Here is a 17,103-nt window from a genome sequence, read left to right as displayed (position 1 = left end):
AATGAACCTCGACTTATTGAAAAAAATAAGAGAAGAGAAAACAAAAAACTATAATGGAATGAAAAAAATAAATAGTCTTTTCTTATGTAACCTCAGTCACAAAGCTGGGCTTTCTCTCATGAAGCATGGCGCTTCAGCGCTTGGTGTATTTCTTGATTTTATAGATATTGAATACAGTGATTTCTTTACCCTTCTAAATTTCAAAAAGGAAGATCTAAAGAGTTACAACCTTCAGAATATATATATTCTTTTGGATGAAAACTACTATCTTGATGAGTTTGGTCATTGCGAGGACATTGCATTAGCCAGACAGAACCTTTCAAAATTAAAAGATGAAATTAACGCCTCTCTGAAGATACTAGAGGAGTTGACTTGCAATAAAATAGACATTGTAATTTCAACTCTTTATTTAAACAGTGAGTGCATAAATGAATATATAAGTTTAGATGAAAGGAACGCACTGTCCGATTTGGTTTTTGACTTCAATATGTTTCTTGCTAAAAAGAGGGATGAAAGCAAGCACAGCATACACCTCGTAAGCATGGCAGGGTTTAGAGGTAAAAGCATTGAGAATATATATTCTGAACACAACACAGTAGCCAGTTTAGATTACCTCAATTTCTTTAGTGAAAAATCAATAAGTTACCTTCGTTTAAGCGAAGGTAAATCATTAAAGTGCATAATCACAGACCTGGATAACACTGTTTGGGGAGGTGTAGCTGCTGAGGGAGAGTATGAGAATAATGACTTGTATAACCAGGGAGCTTACAGGAAATATCAAAAGTGGTTGAAATGCATGCACAGACAAGGTGTTATCCTCTCAATATCCAGTAAAAATGATTTTCATGTAATAAAAGACTTTTTCTCAGAAAAGACACACGCGCTGGAAATTCAGTGGTCGGACTTTTCGTTCCCTGAGATAAACTGGGATAATAAAAGTGATAATATTTTAAAAATATGCAAAAACCTCAACTTAAGCCCTGAGCATGTTCTTTTTGTAGATGATAGTGATTTTGAGTTAGAGGAAGTAACCAACGCCATACCTAACATTAATACATTCCACTTTTCTAAAAATATAGATGAAAACATATTCAAGTTAGTTAATAGCGATTTTTTTATTAAAGGTGCTATCACATTAGAAGACCGCCTCAGGAATGAAAGCTTTGCCAATAACATTAAAAGAGATGAGTTTTATAGGAGCAATAATTCCAAAGACGATTTTTTAAAAAACATATCCATGGAATTATCTGTCAGTAATTGTACCCCAGAGAATCACCCCAGAACTTCCGATCTAACTATGCGTACCAATCAGTTTAACCTGACAACCATGCGAATGGATACCACAGATGTTCAAAATTACGTGTCGGAACATTCAGGACAAATATTGCTTTTCAGATTCAGTGATAGATTTGGTAGTTATGGGATCATTGGCGCCTCATTTCTAAAAATTGAAGCAAACGCATGTTTGATCGAAAACATTGTCTTGAGTTGCAGAGTATTTGAACGAGGGGTCGAGTTTGCAATCATAAAATCCATAGGTTCTTTTGCTTCAGCAGAAGGTTGTTCTAAACTAATCGGCAGCTTTATTGCAACGATTAAAAATAAAAAATTCAAGAATTTTTATACTGAATGTGGCTTTGGAAAAATTAGCAATAATATATTTAGCATAGACATCGATGATCTTGATGTTTCTGAAAAATGTAAAAATATCACTATACTAAGGAATTAAAATGGAACCTAATGAATTTATTGATTTTCTTAATCAAAAAACTGGCATGAATTTGAAGCATGACCAGGTTGACACCGATTTGACTCAAATCGCTGAGTGGGATTCATTGACCTTTGTATATACAATAATGGAACTGGAATTCAGAAATAGCATCACATTAAATGTTGAAAAAATATTAAAATGCAACACCTTGCGTAAGATATTAAAGGTTGTAAATGATGAAATACAAAAAAATTGATAGCAACAGAAAGCAAACTCTTATTTTTCTGGAGCTGGCTAAAGCCATCAGAGGTGTTGCATTAATCGATGAAATAAAATCCCATCGACAATACACAAAATATGCCACATCACTCCTTATTAAGTCGATTAGTGACGCTCTTGATGAGGAACGACATCTAAATTGCATGATTAAATACGGAAGCGACAATAAACTGATCGAATTACAAGATATATCTGCGAGATTGACCGTATCATACGAAAACGATGGTCTATCGACTGGAGTCTACTCTTCTGTTATCACCAACACAAATAATATGTCTACGTTAGAAGTATACAGAGCCATATCTGATTTAAAAAGCAAAGGAATAAGCAGTTTTGATGACTCCAAACGAATTAGGATGTTACAGAGATTGCCATTTTTTTTTGCAAAATGGGTTTCGAAGTTCATTTTTTACTTTCACCCTGCCGTTCAACGTGATTTTTTCAGGAGCTTTACTGTCACCTCCTTAGGGAAAAAAAGTTTAAAATTGTGCATCCCTATATCAGGCTCAACGTTTACATTTCAATTAGGATCCCCCAAAATTTTAGATGCAGATGAGTGCTTGTTTAATATTGTCATGATCTACGATCATCGAGTTATTGATGGCATTCAAGCTTCAAATCTTCTGGACAAGATAAAAACCTTTTATTCTAAACATTTAAATGATTTAGGGCAAACAGATGTATTCGTTGAATGAATGTAAGAAATTTGTCTCTTTGCATGCTAAGACATTAAACCTCGGGAAGGATTTTACTAATTCATTATCCCTAATCACTACGCTATCCGACGACTCACCCCATGGTTGGGCAAGAGTGTTTTCAGAGGAGGCTGACAAACAATTAAAGAAAAATCAAACGGAGAAAGCATTAGGTTACTTAAACATTGCACGATTCCCGTATGCAGATACTCCCGTCCAAAAAGAAGCATATAAACGCTATCTTTCACTATTCCATAAAGAATACGTAGAAACAGGCTTTCTGGAAAAGAAGAAGACAGATAATGGAAAATCAAGCTTCTATTACAAAAAGGGAAAGTCAAAAGTCACAGTTATCATTTGCGGAGGAATAATCTCTCTTAAAGAACAATGGATACGGGCATTAAAAACCTTCAATAAGTTGGGGTGCTCAGTAGTGCTGTATGAAATGCCCGGCGTAGGTGAAAATCGCGAAGCCTACGATAATAAATCACTTAATCTATTCTCGCACATCATTGATTCGATAGGTTTTGCTGATGATGAAATATGCCATGTTGTAGGAATAAGCTTTAGTGGTTACTTTGCATTAAAAGATACCTGCACTGACGCAAGAATTAAATCAATAACGATGACAGGAACACCGCTTGTGGATTTTTTCCACGACCGTCAGTCTTTTGACAGGTCGCCGGAAATTACGAAAGATATACTTGCATATTTGATTTCCCAAAAACACCCCTTAAAAGATTCGCAAAACTCGCTTTATAACTTCCTGGACGAGCACTTCCCAAGAATTAACATTATTAGAAATGATATAGCCATTTACTACTCGCAAAGTAAATTTGATGAGGTTATTTCTGCCAATGAAGTGCAGGCATTAGTCAAAGGTTTTGATGATATTTATTTACTTTTGTTACCTGATGAGCATGGCTCACCAAAATTTTACAAAGTTGTCTTTATGTTCGTTTTATGGAGTATATCAAAAACCATCAATGCCAATTGGTTTGTACCTCGAATGCTAAGAGCGGGGATACATTTACTATATGTTATCCTTTTAATAAAAAAGGCTTTCCCTTGCAAACATAAAGAGTCTGCGGGCACAGAGATACCGTCAGTTCAGGGGGAAAATATATAAAGAGTCAGTGGTATTTTGCAACGATCATGAAAGGGAATGCGCTGGCTTCTGCTTACTCTCCCATGGCACGTAGCGGACCGCCTGAAGTGCCGAGCGGTCTGCGATGAGCGAGAAGCAAACATCAGGAATAGTCATACAGTCGGTCACCTGACGTACACAGGCTTAAGGGTGTATGCAAAACGATATGAAAATCATAATAAATATGGCTGAAGAAGACTTTGTTATCTCTTTCTCCAGGCTGGTTTATAATTGACTGCTTGCTCGAAGCCAAAACGAGGGTAATATGACGCGGTAAGATAGTTCCGGGCACCAAACTATCACCTCCTCAGCGCTTCAACAATTGCCCCCTCCATTTTCTCGGGCGTAGTCATCGGTGCAAAACGCTTGAGCGGTTTACCGTCGCGTCCGATTAGAAACTTAGTAAAGTTCCACTTAATCCGCTCGCCCAGCACGCCGGGCAGTTCGTTTTTCAGATAACGAAACAGCGGATGCGCTGCGTTACCGTTAACCTCGACTTTCTCAAACATCGGGAAGCTCACACCGTAGTTGATGTAACAGGTTTTCGAGATTTCGTCGGCGCCTCCAGGTTCCTGTTTGCCGAACTGGTTGCAGGGGAAGCCCAGCACGACTAATCCTTCATCGGCGTATTTCTTGTATAGCGCTTCAAGGCCACCGTACTGTGGCGTGAAGCCGCACTGGCTGGCGGTATTAACGACCAAAACCACCTTTCCTGCATAGTCGGCCATTGAGATAAGCCGCCCATCCATACGGGTGGCGGTAAGTTGATAAAAGCGAGTCATACTGAAATCCTCAAAGCAGGCCGAAAAGTCACGGTAACCATCAACGAGCCGCCACCGTGTAGAAAGTTTACATTCACGCAGGCTATTTGTGATACATTCCTGGCGCGCCAATGACCACCACACTCGCTACCAGGTATGCAGAACATAACAAAAAAAATTATCTGGCTTCTGCTTACTCTCCCACTCCTCAGCGGTTGTGGCACGCTCTCGCAAATGTCCTCCCCGGAAGGTACTCAGGAACTTCTCACCCATAATTCACTGGATGGCGACGTTGACAGCGTGGTGCGTCACTATATGGCGCAAAAATCCGTTCCCGGGATGACGGTCGCGGTGATCCATAATCACGGCTCACCGCAGTTTTACACCTGGGGCGTAACCGATGCGGTCAATCGCTATCCGGTCAGGCCCGATACCCTGTTTGCGCTTGGCTCGCTCAGCAAAGGGATCACGGCGGAAGTGGTGGCTTGTCTGGTGAATGAAGGGCAACTGAACTGGAACGATAACCTGGCGACATTGCTTCCGTCGGGGACGCCGCTTAGCGCGGATGCACAAAAAATCACCCTGCTTGAACTGGTAACCCACACCTCCGGCCTGCCGCGTCAGAATATGGATGTTCCGATGCTTGGAAAATTCATAAGCTACTTAAGCACGGGCGATAATTTCTACGGTGAGCTGGATAGCGATAACGTGCTGCGCTACCTCGCCGACTGGCGAGCGCCAAAGAATAAAGTGCCGCAATACTCCAATACCGGCTACGCCCTGATCGGCTATATCCTGAAACACAAAACCGGCGAAGATATCCAGAGTTTAGCCTCGCGCTATATTTTCCATCCGCTGCAAATGGCTAACAGCAGCTTTACGCCCCGGCAGCTAAAAGGGTATCCACAGCGGGCGCTTGGCCACGCGGGCGATCAGCCGAAGTTTATCCCGCGCGGGCAGCTCACCCCGGACTGGCATTTTTCCAACAACATGGTGGCGGCAGCGAGCTTATACAGTAACGCCGAAGATCTGGCTACCTATGCCCGCTATCACGTCTCAACGACCCACAATCCCCTGCTGGACAGCGTCTTTGCCGAAGTGAGAAATACCGATATTCAACGTCCCGACGGGGTACAGGGTATTGCCTGGACCACCGACTTTATCGGTCTGGAAAAAATCACCTATCAGGTCGGTTATATCGGCGGCTACTCCAGCTTTATCGGCTATGACAAAGAAAAAGGCAATGCGGTAGTGGTGCTGCAAAATACCTTTAACTGGAGTAATTACATTGGCATCGCGCTATTGATGGATATGGCGAAAAAAGACGGCCTTACCCCTACACCGCCGACTTCGGCCTTAAATTCTCATCAAACGTCAGCCGTTTCCGTTCAGGCTCAACCTCGCGCAGCGGCTCCACCTGGTGCATAGTGAGCTTGCAGCGTTCCACCAAAACCTGATATTCCCGCGTCCCCTGCTGCTTCCATGCCAGCTCCTGCTCGCTCAGCGCGCGAATCGCTTTGGCTGGGCTGCCGATAATCAAATGGTTGGCGGGCATCTCCGCTTTCGCCTTCACGAACGCCGCCGCGCCGACGATGCTGTTTTCGCCGATGACCGCCCCGTCCATCACCACCGCGTTCATGCCCACCAGCGCATTGCGGCGGATCACGCAGCCGTGAAGAATGGCGCTGTGGCCGATATGCCCATCCTCTTCCACCACCGTGTCCTGCTCCGGGAAGCCGTGCATCACGCAGTTATCCTGAATGTTGGCCCCGTCTTTCACCACGATACGGCCAAAATCACCGCGCAGGCTGGCGTTAGGACCAACATAGACGCCTTTGCCCAGAATCACGTCGCCAATCAGCACTGCCGTTGGGTGAACGTAGCTCTCGTCAGGTACCACCGGCGTCAGACCATCAATTTGATAAACAGGCATCTTCACTCCTTATGCGCTTGTAAGACCACCAAAGCGTTGATAGTAGAGCGTGCCGGGCACGGGCAGTTCGCCCACGGAGGTTTCGCCCTTCTCGCTGACAAACGCCAGCGCCCCCGGCGCGACACGTTGATAGATATTAATGCAGAGCTGTCGGGCGCTTTGCCCCGCCCAGTGCGCGGGCAGCAACTCTTCCGGCAGCAGCGGGTCTTTCAGCACCACGCGACGATAAAAATGAATCAGCAGCAGCTGGATCTGGAAGCAGCGTTCCGGCGTCAGATCCTCCGGCGCGGCCTCTTTCAGCAGCGGGAGCAGCGGCCGGAACGAGCTGATAAACGACTCGTACATCGCGTTTTGCTCGGTTAACTGCCAGCACTCTTCTACGCGTGAACGCAGCGCGGCGCGGGAGAGCGCCAGCGGCGAGTGGGCTTCAAAGAAAATCACGTTTTCCGCCACCCCGGCATCGTGAAGCAGAGACTGCACGTCCGCCAGATGCTGCGACGGCGAGGCCATCAGGCTCGGTGCCAGCGTGCCAAACCCCTGCCAGATCAGCTGTTTTTTGACGTCGGCGAGGGTGGTTTTGTCCAGCCCTTCTGAGAGCAGCAATAGCCATTTTCCGTCCCAGGCGGGCAGTTCCGCACGGTAGATCTTATTCTCCGCACGGCGCGTCAGGCGCAGCCCCTTATCGCTCAGGCGGTAAAAGCTGCGACGCCCGATGCGGGAAACATCCAGCCAGCCCTCTTTGTTAAGGCGAAACAGCGCGGTGCGTACAAAGCGCTCTCCAAATCCCATCCCTTCCAGTAACGCGGCCAGGCTGCCGAGCCAAATCTCTCCGCCGCGATGGGAAAGCGCGTCACCGTATAACGAGGAGATAAGCGAGGTCCCGCTGACGGGAACGGAACTGACCGCGTGCTGGATAAAGGCGTCAAGTTTATTCATGTGATTCATTCTGTTGTTATTTTTGTCCTGGATGAATCATAGCACAGGACCCTCACCCTAACCCTCTCCCAAAGGGAGAGGGCCGGGGTGAGGGAAAACTTAACCGTTGGCCGCCGCTTTACGCAGGTCAAACACCCGGCAGGCTTTCCCCTCCGAGCGCGGAATGCTGCCGCAGTTCACGATCGTCACGTCGGTGGAAATCCCCACCATCGACTTAATGCGGTGGCGCAGCTGGTGACACACCTGGCAACGCTGCTCGTGCGTCAGCGTGAGGCTGCTCTCTTTCAGCTCCACCTTCACGGAAAGTGAATCAAGATGCCCGCGACGGTTCACCTCCAGCTGGTAGTGCGGCGAAAGATGTTCGAACTTCACAATCTCCTCTTCCAGCTGCGACGGGAAGACGTTGACGCCGCGAATGATCAGCATATCGTCGCTGCGGCCGCTGATGCGGTCCATACGGCGCATGCTGCGCGCGGTTGCCGGGAGCAGACGCGTCAGGTCGCGGGTGCGGTAGCGGATCACCGGCAGCGCCTCTTTGGTCAGCGTGGTGAACAGCAGTTCGCCCTGCTGACCGTCATCCAGCGGCGTGCCGTCGTTCGGGTTGACGATCTCCGGGTAGAAGTGGTCTTCCCAGATGGTCGGGCCGTCGACGGTTTCGATACACTCCATCGCCACGCCCGGCCCCATCACTTCGGAGAGGCCATAGATGTCCAGGGCGGTAATGCCTAAGCGTTTTTCAATTTCGCGACGCATGGCCTGCGTCCACGGCTCGGCGCCGAAGACGCCCACGCGCAGGGAACAGGTGCTGGCATCGCCGCCCATCTGACGCTCCAGTTCCTCAATCAGGTTGAGGCAGTAGGATGGCGTCACCATGATCATGTCCGGCTGGAAATCGCGGATCAGCTGCGCCTGCTTCTCCGTCTGGCCGCCGGACATCGGGATCACCGTCGCGCCTAAACGCTCGGCGCCGTAGTGTGCCCCCAGCCCGCCGGTAAACAGGCCATAGCCATACGCCACGTGAATTTTGTCCTTCGCGCTGCCGCCCGCGGCGCGCAGGGAGCGCGCCACGAGGTTGGCCCAGTTGTCGATGTCACCCTGGGTGTAGCCGACAACCGTCGGTTTGCCGGTGGTGCCGGATGAGGCGTGAATGCGCACCACCTGCTCCATCGGCACGGCGAAGGTATCGAACGGATAATTATCCCGCAGGTCCTGCTTGGTGGTGCACGGGAACTTACGGATATCCGCCAGCTCTTTGAAATCGTCAGGATGAACGCCCGCGGCGTCAAACTTGCGTTTGTACATCGGCACGTTGCTGTAGGCGTGATGCAGCGTCCACTTCAGACGTTCGGTCTGCAGCGCCTGTAACTCGTCAAGGGAGGCCGTTTCAATCGGATCAAGCTTTGTTGTATTTGTCATTGTAGGGTACTCACATTGTTTTTATGCTCAAACACGCTCAAGGATCATGGCAATGCCCTGACCCACACCGATGCACATCGTACACAGCGCGTAGCGCCCGCCGCGTCGGTGCAGTTCGTTACTCGCGGCCAGCGCCAGTCTGGCACCGCTCATGCCCAGCGGGTGGCCCAGCGCAATCGCGCCACCGTTCGGGTTGACGTGCGCGGCATCATCCGGCAGGCCCAGCTGACGCAGCACGCCCAGCGCCTGCGCGGCGAAAGCTTCGTTAAGCTCGATCACGTCCATATCGTTAATACTGAGTCCGGCGCGCTCCAGCACCCTGCGAGTGGCCGGTACCGGGCCGAGCCCCATCAGACGTGGCTCCACGCCCGCCGTCGCCATCGCCACGATCCGCGTGCGCGGGATTAACCCCTGAGCCAGCGCCATCTTCTCGCTGGCGACGATCAGCGCCGCAGCGCCGTCGTTGACGCCGGAGGCATTTCCCGCCGTAACCACTCCGTTCTTACGGAACGGCGTTTTCAGACCGGCAAGCTGCTCGAGCGTGGTGTCCGCGCGCGGATGTTCATCCACGCTGAACGCTGTGACTGCCCCTTTTTTGCCCGGCACCAGCACCGGCACAATCTCCTGCGCCAGAATGCCGTTCTGCTGCGCCTGCGCGGTACGCTGCTGGCTGCGCAGCGCGAACGCGTCCTGATCGGTACGGCTGATATTTAACAATTCAGCTACATTCTCTGCCGTTTCCGGCATACTGTCAGTTCCGAATTGCTGATGCATGAGCGGATTCACAAATCGCCAGCCGATGGTGGTATCGAAGATCTCCGCCTGACGCTGAAACGCGGCGGTGGCTTTACCCATCACAAACGGCGCGCGGGACATCGACTCCACGCCGCCCGCGATCAGCAGGTCGCCGTCGCCCGCCTTAATGGTGCGGGCGGCAAAACCAATCGCGTCCAGCCCGGACCCGCACAAGCGGTTAAGGGTGGTCCCGGACACCGTCTGCGGCAGCCCGGCCAGCAGGGAAGACATGCGCGCCACGTTGCGGTTATCTTCCCCCGCCTGGTTGGCGCAGCCGAAAATCACGTCGTCAATCCGCTCCAGATCGAGCTGCGGGTAGCGGGCCAGCAGCGCGCGCAGCGGCACGGCACCGAGATCGTCGGTTCGGACTGCGGCAAGCGAGCCACCGTAGCGCCCCACCGGGGTTCGAACGCCATCACAAATAAATGCGTCACGCATCTGTCTCTCCTGTCACGCTGCCGCCGATGCGGTGAGATTTTCCGCGAAAAAGGGCGACGGTTTTCTGTTGTTGGTTCTGGATTTCAATGTCATACACGCCGGTCAGCCTGCCCTGATGCTTCACCCGCGCGGTGGCGGTGAGCGTGTCCCCGGCAAAGCCCGGACGCAGAAAATCAATCGAGCAGCCGGAGGCTACCGCCGCCAGCCCCTGGCTGTTGCAGGCGTAGGCAAAAGCGGTGTCCGCCAGCGAAAAAAGCTGGCCGCCGTGGCAGGTTTTATGGCCGTTCAGCATCTGCGGGGTGATGGTCATAGTCACCACCGCGTAGCCCTCGTCCATCTCGACAATGTCCATCCCCATCGCCTGCGCGCAGGCGTCCCGTTCGTACATCGCGCGGGCGTTATGCCAGGCGTTATGACTCATAGCTACTCTCCAGAAGCGCGCGCTGGCGCAGCAGTGAACAGGGGCGATAGCGCTCCTCGCCGTAATGACGCTGCAGGTTCTCCAGCAGCGTCAGCAGGCGCTGCCAGCCCAGGCGCTCGCCCCAGGCGATCGGCCCGCTCGGGTAGTTCACGCCGAGGCGCATAGCGGTATCGATGTCCTTCTCGCTGGCGACCCCTTTTTGCAGGGCATCCAGCGCCTCGTTGGCAATCATCGCCAGCGTGCGCCAGATCAGCAGGCCGGGATAATCGGCAATTTGCACCACCCGATGCCCCTGCTGCTGCAGGTAGCGGATGGCTTTTTGCGTCGCGGTGTGCGGGTTGCTGGCCGCGGCGGCAATGACCGCCACGTCACGCTCAATGCGGTCCACCACCACCACCGGGCCGTTGAGCCGTAGCGCCAGCGCCTGCGCGGTCTCTCCCTGCGTTTCAACCAGATAGACATCATCTATTTCCGTGACACCGTCACGTCTTTTTTCCACGCGCATCGGGCTATAGCTGTCGTTCACCGACTCAACCCACTGCACGTCAGGTTTGTCACCCTGCCAGTCATAAACGCCTTTCCCGCTCTTTTTGCCCAGCCTTCCTGCCAGCACCAGCTCCTGCTGCACCAGCGAAGGCAGAAAACGACGCTCCTGCCAGAAGGCGTTAAATACCGAGCAGGTCACCGCAAAGTTCACGTCCTGACCAATCATGTCGGTCAGCTCCAGCGGCCCCATCGGGAAACCGCCGCCTTCCCGCAGGGCGGCATCAATCACCGCCGGCGGAGCGACCTGTTCCTCCAGCGCGCGCCAGGCTTCGGAATAGAACGGACGGGCGACGCGGTTGACGATGAACCCCGGCGTTGACTGGCAGCGAACGGGCTGTTTGCCCCAGTTCAGCGCCAGCTCGCACAGCGCGTCGGCCACTTCCGCAGAGGTCGCCAGCCCGCTGACCACCTCCACCAGCTTCATCACCGGCGCCGGGTTAAAGAAGTGCAGCCCTGCGACCCGCTCCGGGTGGTGGACGTCCGCCGCAATCGCCGTGACGGAGATGGAAGAGGTATTGCTGGTCAGCACCGTCTGCGGCGGGCAGATCTCAGCCAGTTGAGCAAACAGCGCCTTTTTCACCTCCAGACGCTCTGAGGCCGCTTCTATGACCAGATCGGCCGCGGAGAGCGCGTCGATATCCGTGACGGGAACCAGCCGGGCCAGGATCTGGCTCCCGGCATCGGCGGAGAGTTTTCCGCGCGTTACCCGGGAGGCCAGACGCTGGCGGATCCCGTCGATGGCGCGCGATATCGCATCGCTGGAAATGTCGTAGATCAGCACCTGATGACCGTGGCTGGCGGCGACTTCGGCAATCCCTGCGCCCATCGTGCCGCTGCCGATCACGGCGACAGTCCGTATATTGAGCATCTTATTTCCCCGTAAAGTTCGGCGCGCGCTTCGCCAGGAAGGCGCTGACGCCCTCGCGGTAATCGTCGCTGCGTCCGGCCAGACGCTGATAGTCGCGCTCCAGATCGAGCTGGTCGTCCAGGGTGTTGGTTTCTGCAGCGTTGATGGCCTGCTTGATCAGCCCCAGCCCGAAGGTCGGCTGCGACGCAAAATGCAGCGCCATCTGCTGGGCCGTGGTTGAGAGCTGCTCGTCATCCACTACCTGCCAGATCATCCCCCACGCCTGCGCCTGTTCGGCGCTGAGTTTGTCCCCGAGCAGCGCTAGCCCCATGGCGCGGGCGCGTCCCGCCACGCGCGGCAGCAGCCAGGTACCGCCGCAGTCCGGCACCAGGCCGAGCTTGCTGAAAGCCATCACGAAGTTGGCGGAACGGGCCGCAATCACCATGTCGCACCCGAGCGCCAGCGTGGCCCCCGCACCTGCCGCCACGCCGTTAACGGCACAGATGACCGGCTTCGGCAGCTTTGCCAGGCGGCGCACCAGCGGGTTGTAGAAGGTTTCAACGGACATCCCCAGATCCGGCGCCGGGCCGTTGGGGTCGACGTTGCGGTCGTTCAGATCCTGACCGGCACAGAAACCCCGTCCTGCCCCGGTGATCAGCAGACAGCGCACGGTGTCATCACGCTCGGCCTGTTTCAGGCACTCGGCCAGCTGCTGGTGCATCACGTCGTTGAAGCTGTTCAGACGCTCCGGACGGTTCAGCGTAATGGTCATCACGCCCTGTTCTACATGACTGAGAATAAATTCCACAATTAGCGTCCTTTAAAGTCGGGGGTGCGTTTTTGTAAGAAGGCGTCGATGCCCTCCCGGCGGTCTTCGGTGGCGGAAAGCAGCGTAAACAGCTGGCGCTCCTGCGCGAGCCCGGCCTGGAGCGGTACCTCCTGAGACTGACGCAGCGCCTGTTTCGCCGCCTGCAGCGCCAGCGGCGAGTGGCGCGCCATCAGGGCCGCCTGCTTCAGGGCATACTCCAGCGTCAGCGCTGCCGGGAAAACATCGCTCACCAGCCCGGCGCTCAGCGCCTGCTGTGCAGTTATGCTCTCGCCCGTCAGCACCATTTTGCTGGCCAGGGATTTCCCTACGCTGCGAATCAGACGCTGGGTGCCGCCCGCGCCGGGCATAATGCCGAGCGTGATTTCCGGCAGGCCGAAACGGGCGTTGTCACCGGCAATCACCACGTCGCACAGCAGCGCCAGCTCGCAGCCCGCGCCCAGCGCGAAGCCGTTCACGGCGGCGATCAGCGGTTTGCTGAACGCGTTAATGCGTGCCCACAGCTGTGGGCGAATATCGTTCAGGGTGGCAGACAGGTCTTTCTCCGCCATTTCGTTGAGATCGGCCCCGGCGGCAAAGCAGCGCTCGCTGCCGTAAATCACGCAGACGGCAATGTCGGCATCCACGGCGGCGGCCTCAAGCTGTTCCGCAAGCTGGGTTAACAGCGCGTTGTTGAGGGCATTGCGCGCCGCCGGACGGTTGAACGTCAGCTGCAGCACGCGGCCATGACGGGTAGCAATAAGTTCGCTCATGCCATCCCCTTCGCGTCGAAGTCGACAATCACGTCGGCGGTTAACGGCAGCGACTGGCAGCTCAGCACATACCCGGCGGCCAGCTCGTCCGGCTCCAGGCTGTAGTTGGTCGCCATGTCCACCTTCCCGCGCAGCACTTTGCATTTGCAGGTGGCGCAGACGCCGCCCTTGCAGGCATACGGCAGATCCGCGCCCTGACGCAGGGCGGCATCCAGGATGCTTTCATCGTCCGCCGTCAGGGTGATTTCACGGTCGCGCCCGTCCTGGCGAACGGTCACTTTCTGGCCTTCCGCCTGTACGTGCACCGCGCGCTTAACGGTAATTCCGGAGGTGTTAAAACGCTCAAGGTGAATGGAGTTGTCCGGCATCCCCAGCGCCTTCAGAGTGGCTTCGGCGTCGTCCATCATCGCCGACGGACCGCAGATAAATGCCTCGTCATACTGGCGGAAGTTGATCAGGGTTTTCGCCAGCGCCTGCAGTTTTTCCCCGTCGATGCGGCCATAGAGCAGATCGCTGTCCAGCCGCTCCTGGCTGAAGATGGAGACCAGCTGCAGCCGCTGCGGGTATTTGTCCTTCAGGTCCGCCAGCGCCTGGCGGAACATCATGCTCTGGCTGCTGCGGTTGCCGTAGATCAGGGTGAAATGGCTGTTGGGCTCGGTCGCCAGCGTGGCGGAGATAATCGCCAGCATCGGGGTGATCCCGGAGCCTGCCGCAATCGCCAGGTAGTGGCCCTCGCGGTCAGCCCTCGGCTGGTAGCCAAACTGCCCCTGAGGAACCATCACCTCCAGGGCCATACCCGCTTTGATCTCATCCCGGGCATAGCGGGAGAAGCGCCCGCCTTCAATCGCTTTCACCGCCACGCTGATCTCGCCCGGGGCGGTACTCCGGCAGATGGAGTAGCAGCGGCGCAGCTCGTCTCCGCCAAGCGTCGTTTTTAACGTCAGGTGCTGGCCGGGACGGAATCGGTAGGCCTCCTGCAACGCCTGCGGCACCGCGAAAGTGATGGTCACCGCGTCGCGGGTTTCGGGTTCCACTTTTGCCACTGTTAATGAATGAAACGTTGTCATGGCAGCCTCAAATACATTTGAAATAGTCGAAGGGCTCACGGCAGGTATTGCAGCGGTAGAGCGCTTTGCAGGCCGTCGAGCCAAATTCACTGATAAGCGAGGTGTCGGTGCTGGCGCAGCGCGGGCAGCTCACCTCCACCGGCGCGTGCGCGTGACAGCTATGCCCCACCGGTGGACTGATGCCGTACGCCCGCAGGCGCTCGCGCGCGTCGGCGGTCATCCAGTCGGTGGTCCAGGCGGGTTCAAGCTGAAGCACAATGTGCACCGGGGTAAAGCCGTGCGCGGTCATCGCCTCGCGGATCGCCCCCAGCAGGTGTTCCGTCGCCGGACAGCCCGAGTAGGTCGGCGTGAAGCCGATAACCCAGCCTTCCCCCTGCGCCTTCACGCTGCGCACCATGCCTAAATCGGTGATGGTTAACACCGGCACTTCCGGGTCCGGGATCTGGCTTAGCAGCGCCCAGATCTGCGGGATTTGCGCGGGCGCGATGTCGACGAGGCGTTGCATAGCGTTCTCCTTTACCACTGCTGACCGGGATACGCGCGCTGGAGATACTGCATTTCCGCCAGCATCGGGCCCAGATGTTCGGTATGCAGCCCCTGCTTGCCCCCGGTGCGGTATGCCACCTCTGCGGGCACCTGCAGGCAGGCTTCATTCAGACCGGCATACACTTCGCTTTCCCACGGCTGGCGCAGCGTGCGCGGGTCAACCGCCACGCCGGACTGAATCAATTCCAGCTCAACGTCATCGGCCTCAAACAGCTCGGCCGTAAAACGCCACAGGCTGTCGATGGCCTGCTGCATTTTTTGCGCGGACGTTTCGGTCCCGTCGCCCAGACGCACCAGCCAGCCGCGGCTGAAGCGCAGGTGGTAGCGCGCCTCTTTAATCGCTTTGGCGGCAATGGCGGCAAGCTGGCCGTCGCGGCTTTGGGTCAGGCGTTCGTACAGCGCCACGTTCCAGGCATCCATCAGGTACTGGCGGGCAATGGTGTCGGCGAAGCTGCCGTTCGGCTGCTCCACCAGCAGGACGTTGCGGAACTGGCGCTCGTCGCGGCCAAACGCCAGCGTGTCTTCATCGCCCTGGCCTTCCCGCTCCGCGGCATAGGTCAGGAAATTGCGCGCCTGTCCCAGCAGGTCGAGGCCGATATTGGCGAGCGCGAGGTCGATCTCCAGCTCCGGCGCGTGGCCGCACCAGGCGCCGAGACGCTGGGAGAGCACCAGACCGTTGTCGCCCAGACGCAGGGCATAGGCAGTCACTGAATTCATTCTTTGCCTCACATATGCTCGATGCCGTCAGGGATGGTGTAGAACGTCGGATGGCGGTAAACCTTGCTTTCCGCCGGGTCGAAGAATTCGCCGCGCTCTTCCGGCTGGGAGGCGACAATCTCGCTCGCCTTAACCACCCAGATAGAACACCCTTCGCTGCGGCGGGTGTAGGCATCACGCGCATTTTCCAGCGCCATGCGATCGTCGGCGGCATGCAGACTGCCCACGTGACGGTGGGATAACCCTTGTTTGCTGCGTACGAACACTTCGTACAGCGGCCAGTAGACATTGCTCATCGTGATTCCTCTTAAGCCACTTTGCGGGCGTGTTGTTTTTCCGCGTGCGCCAGTGCGGCTTCCCGCACCCACGCCCCCTCTTCCCAGGCTTTACGTTTGGCGGCCAGGCGTTCGTGGTTGCAGATGCCGCGCCCGTTAATGACCTCGTCAAACTCCTGCCAGTCGATCTCGCCGAAGCGATAATGACCGCTCTCTTCATCCAAACGCAGGTCGGGATCGGGCACCGTCATGCCCAGCATCTCCACCTGCGGCACCGTGTTGTCGACAAAGCGCTGGCGCAGCTCGTCGTTGCCGAAGCGTTTGATTTTCCACGCCAGGCTGCGGGCGCTGTTCGGCGAATTGTCGTCGTTCGGCCCGAACATCATCAACGCCGGCCACCAGAAGCGGTTGATGGCGTCCTGCAGCATCTGGCGCTGGCCCTCGCTCCCCTGCGCCAGCGCCACGCAGGCTTCAAAGCCCTGGCGCTGGTGGAAGCTCTCTTCTTTACAGATTTTCACCATCGCGCGGGCATAGGGACCGTAGGAGGTTCGGCACAGCGCCACCTGGTTGACGATGGCCGCGCCGTCCACCAGCCAGCCGATCACGCCGATATCGGCCCAGCTCAGGGTCGGATAGTTGAAGATAGAGGAGTACTTCATTTTGCCGTCGAGCATCTTCTGGTAGATGTCTTCCCGCGCGCAGCCCAGCGTTTCCGCCGCGCTGTAGAGGTAGAGCCCGTGTCCGGCTTCGTCCTGCACCTTCGCCAGCAGGATCGCTTTTCGACGCAGCGTCGGGGCGCGGGTGATCCAGTTTCCTTCCGGGAGCATGCCGACAATTTCGGAGTGCGCATGCTGACCAATCTGGCGGATCAACGTCTTACGGTAGGCGTCAGGCATCCAGTCCTGAGGCTCAATCGCCGTCTCCTGCGCTATGCGCTGCTCAAACCGTTGTTCTTGCGTCACGTCATCACCTTTATGATTCGTTAGTTTGCAAAT

At 55.0% G+C, this 17,103-nt stretch carries 19 protein-coding genes; 5 read left to right on the top strand and 14 right to left on the bottom strand.

The genetic code is table 11. The features are described from left to right. Position 1: 1 nt before the first annotated feature. From OTG14_RS06605 to OTG14_RS06590, 4 genes are read left to right on the top strand one after another with little or no spacing between them, the layout of a single operon-like run. Complete coding sequence (locus tag OTG14_RS06605) at positions 2 to 1,729, top strand: HAD-IIIC family phosphatase (RefSeq protein WP_267214770.1); 1,728 nt, start codon at positions 2 to 4, stop codon at positions 1,727 to 1,729. A 1-nt stretch (position 1,730) separates the two neighbouring features. After that, a complete protein-coding gene (locus OTG14_RS06600; protein WP_090417092.1) occupies positions 1,731 to 1,967 on the top strand; it encodes a hypothetical protein in 237 nt (78 codons plus the stop codon). After that, positions 1,945 to 2,685, top strand: coding sequence for a hypothetical protein (locus tag OTG14_RS06595; protein ID WP_248272094.1), 741 nt, complete (start codon positions 1,945 to 1,947; stop codon positions 2,683 to 2,685). Before OTG14_RS06600 ends, OTG14_RS06595 begins: the two co-directional genes overlap by 23 nt. Further along, a complete protein-coding gene (locus OTG14_RS06590; protein WP_267214769.1) occupies positions 2,669 to 3,814 on the top strand; it encodes an alpha/beta hydrolase family protein in 1,146 nt (381 codons plus the stop codon). Before OTG14_RS06595 ends, OTG14_RS06590 begins: the two co-directional genes overlap by 17 nt. Positions 3,815 to 4,131: 317 nt before the next feature. Here the strand turns inward: OTG14_RS06590 and OTG14_RS06585 are convergent, their stop codons facing one another. Beyond that, positions 4,132 to 4,614, bottom strand: coding sequence for a glutathione peroxidase (locus OTG14_RS06585; RefSeq protein ID WP_267214768.1), 483 nt, complete (start codon positions 4,612 to 4,614; stop codon positions 4,132 to 4,134). 135 nt (positions 4,615 to 4,749) lie between these two features. On the opposite strand from OTG14_RS06585, the gene OTG14_RS06580 reads away from it, so the two are divergent. Beyond that, positions 4,750 to 6,021 carry a serine hydrolase domain-containing protein gene (locus tag OTG14_RS06580; protein ID WP_267214767.1) on the top strand — a complete coding sequence of 424 codons (1,272 nt, stop codon included), beginning with the start codon at positions 4,750 to 4,752 and terminating at the stop codon, positions 6,019 to 6,021. Here the strand turns inward: OTG14_RS06580 and paaY are convergent. The 13 genes from paaY to paaA all read right to left on the bottom strand — a co-directional run bounded on the left by paaY (position 5,930) and on the right by paaA (position 17,070). Further along, complete coding sequence (gene paaY, locus OTG14_RS06575; protein ID WP_032651188.1) at positions 5,930 to 6,526, bottom strand: phenylacetic acid degradation protein PaaY; 597 nt, start codon at positions 6,524 to 6,526, stop codon at positions 5,930 to 5,932. The genes OTG14_RS06580 and paaY overlap by 92 nt on opposite strands. Positions 6,527 to 6,535: 9 nt before the next feature. Continuing rightward, positions 6,536 to 7,471 (bottom strand): phenylacetic acid degradation operon negative regulatory protein PaaX, encoded by a 936-nt coding sequence (paaX, locus tag OTG14_RS06570; protein WP_024908033.1) that lies wholly within the window; start codon positions 7,469 to 7,471, stop codon positions 6,536 to 6,538. A gap of 90 nt (positions 7,472 to 7,561) precedes the next feature. Then, positions 7,562 to 8,878, bottom strand: a complete 1,317-nt coding sequence (paaK, locus tag OTG14_RS06565; protein ID WP_024908034.1) for a phenylacetate--CoA ligase PaaK — start codon at positions 8,876 to 8,878, stop codon at positions 7,562 to 7,564. Between the two features lie 27 nt (positions 8,879 to 8,905). Continuing rightward, entirely contained in the window at positions 8,906 to 10,111 is a 1,206-nt protein-coding gene (gene pcaF / locus OTG14_RS06560) for a 3-oxoadipyl-CoA thiolase (RefSeq protein WP_267214766.1), read from the bottom strand. Then, positions 10,104 to 10,532, bottom strand: a complete 429-nt coding sequence (paaI, locus tag OTG14_RS06555) for a hydroxyphenylacetyl-CoA thioesterase PaaI (protein WP_267214765.1) — start codon at positions 10,530 to 10,532, stop codon at positions 10,104 to 10,106. Before paaI ends, pcaF begins: the two co-directional genes overlap by 8 nt. Next, positions 10,522 to 11,946, bottom strand: a complete 1,425-nt coding sequence (paaH, locus tag OTG14_RS06550; RefSeq protein ID WP_267214764.1) for a 3-hydroxyacyl-CoA dehydrogenase PaaH — start codon at positions 11,944 to 11,946, stop codon at positions 10,522 to 10,524. The genes paaI and paaH overlap by 11 nt, the downstream gene beginning before the upstream one ends. Before the next feature lies 1 nt (position 11,947). After that, entirely contained in the window at positions 11,948 to 12,736 is a 789-nt protein-coding gene (gene paaG / locus OTG14_RS06545) for a 2-(1,2-epoxy-1,2-dihydrophenyl)acetyl-CoA isomerase PaaG (protein ID WP_090417101.1), read from the bottom strand. Then, a complete protein-coding gene (gene paaF / locus OTG14_RS06540) occupies positions 12,736 to 13,503 on the bottom strand; it encodes a 2,3-dehydroadipyl-CoA hydratase PaaF (protein WP_267214763.1) in 768 nt (255 codons plus the stop codon). The genes paaG and paaF overlap by 1 nt, the downstream gene beginning before the upstream one ends. Continuing rightward, on the bottom strand, positions 13,500 to 14,570 hold the full coding sequence (gene paaE / locus OTG14_RS06535; protein ID WP_267214762.1) for a 1,2-phenylacetyl-CoA epoxidase subunit PaaE: 1,071 nt from the start codon (positions 14,568 to 14,570) through the stop codon (positions 13,500 to 13,502). The genes paaF and paaE overlap by 4 nt, the downstream gene beginning before the upstream one ends. A 7-nt stretch (positions 14,571 to 14,577) precedes the next feature. Next, positions 14,578 to 15,075 (bottom strand): 1,2-phenylacetyl-CoA epoxidase subunit PaaD, encoded by a 498-nt coding sequence (paaD, locus tag OTG14_RS06530; RefSeq protein WP_157189095.1) that lies wholly within the window; start codon positions 15,073 to 15,075, stop codon positions 14,578 to 14,580. An 11-nt stretch (positions 15,076 to 15,086) separates the two neighbouring features. Continuing rightward, positions 15,087 to 15,833, bottom strand: a complete 747-nt coding sequence (gene paaC, locus OTG14_RS06525; protein ID WP_024908042.1) for a 1,2-phenylacetyl-CoA epoxidase subunit PaaC — start codon at positions 15,831 to 15,833, stop codon at positions 15,087 to 15,089. 8 nt (positions 15,834 to 15,841) lie between these two features. Beyond that, a complete protein-coding gene (gene paaB, locus OTG14_RS06520) occupies positions 15,842 to 16,129 on the bottom strand; it encodes a 1,2-phenylacetyl-CoA epoxidase subunit PaaB (protein WP_008502380.1) in 288 nt (95 codons plus the stop codon). Between the two features lie 11 nt (positions 16,130 to 16,140). After that, positions 16,141 to 17,070, bottom strand: coding sequence for a 1,2-phenylacetyl-CoA epoxidase subunit PaaA (paaA, locus tag OTG14_RS06515; RefSeq protein WP_267214761.1), 930 nt, complete (start codon positions 17,068 to 17,070; stop codon positions 16,141 to 16,143). Positions 17,071 to 17,103: the final 33 nt, after the last annotated feature.

Source organism: Enterobacter pseudoroggenkampii (assembly GCF_026420145.1).
GTDB classification, from domain to species: domain Bacteria; phylum Pseudomonadota; class Gammaproteobacteria; order Enterobacterales; family Enterobacteriaceae; genus Enterobacter; species Enterobacter pseudoroggenkampii.
This window is presented reverse-complemented; position numbering and strand designations above follow the sequence as displayed.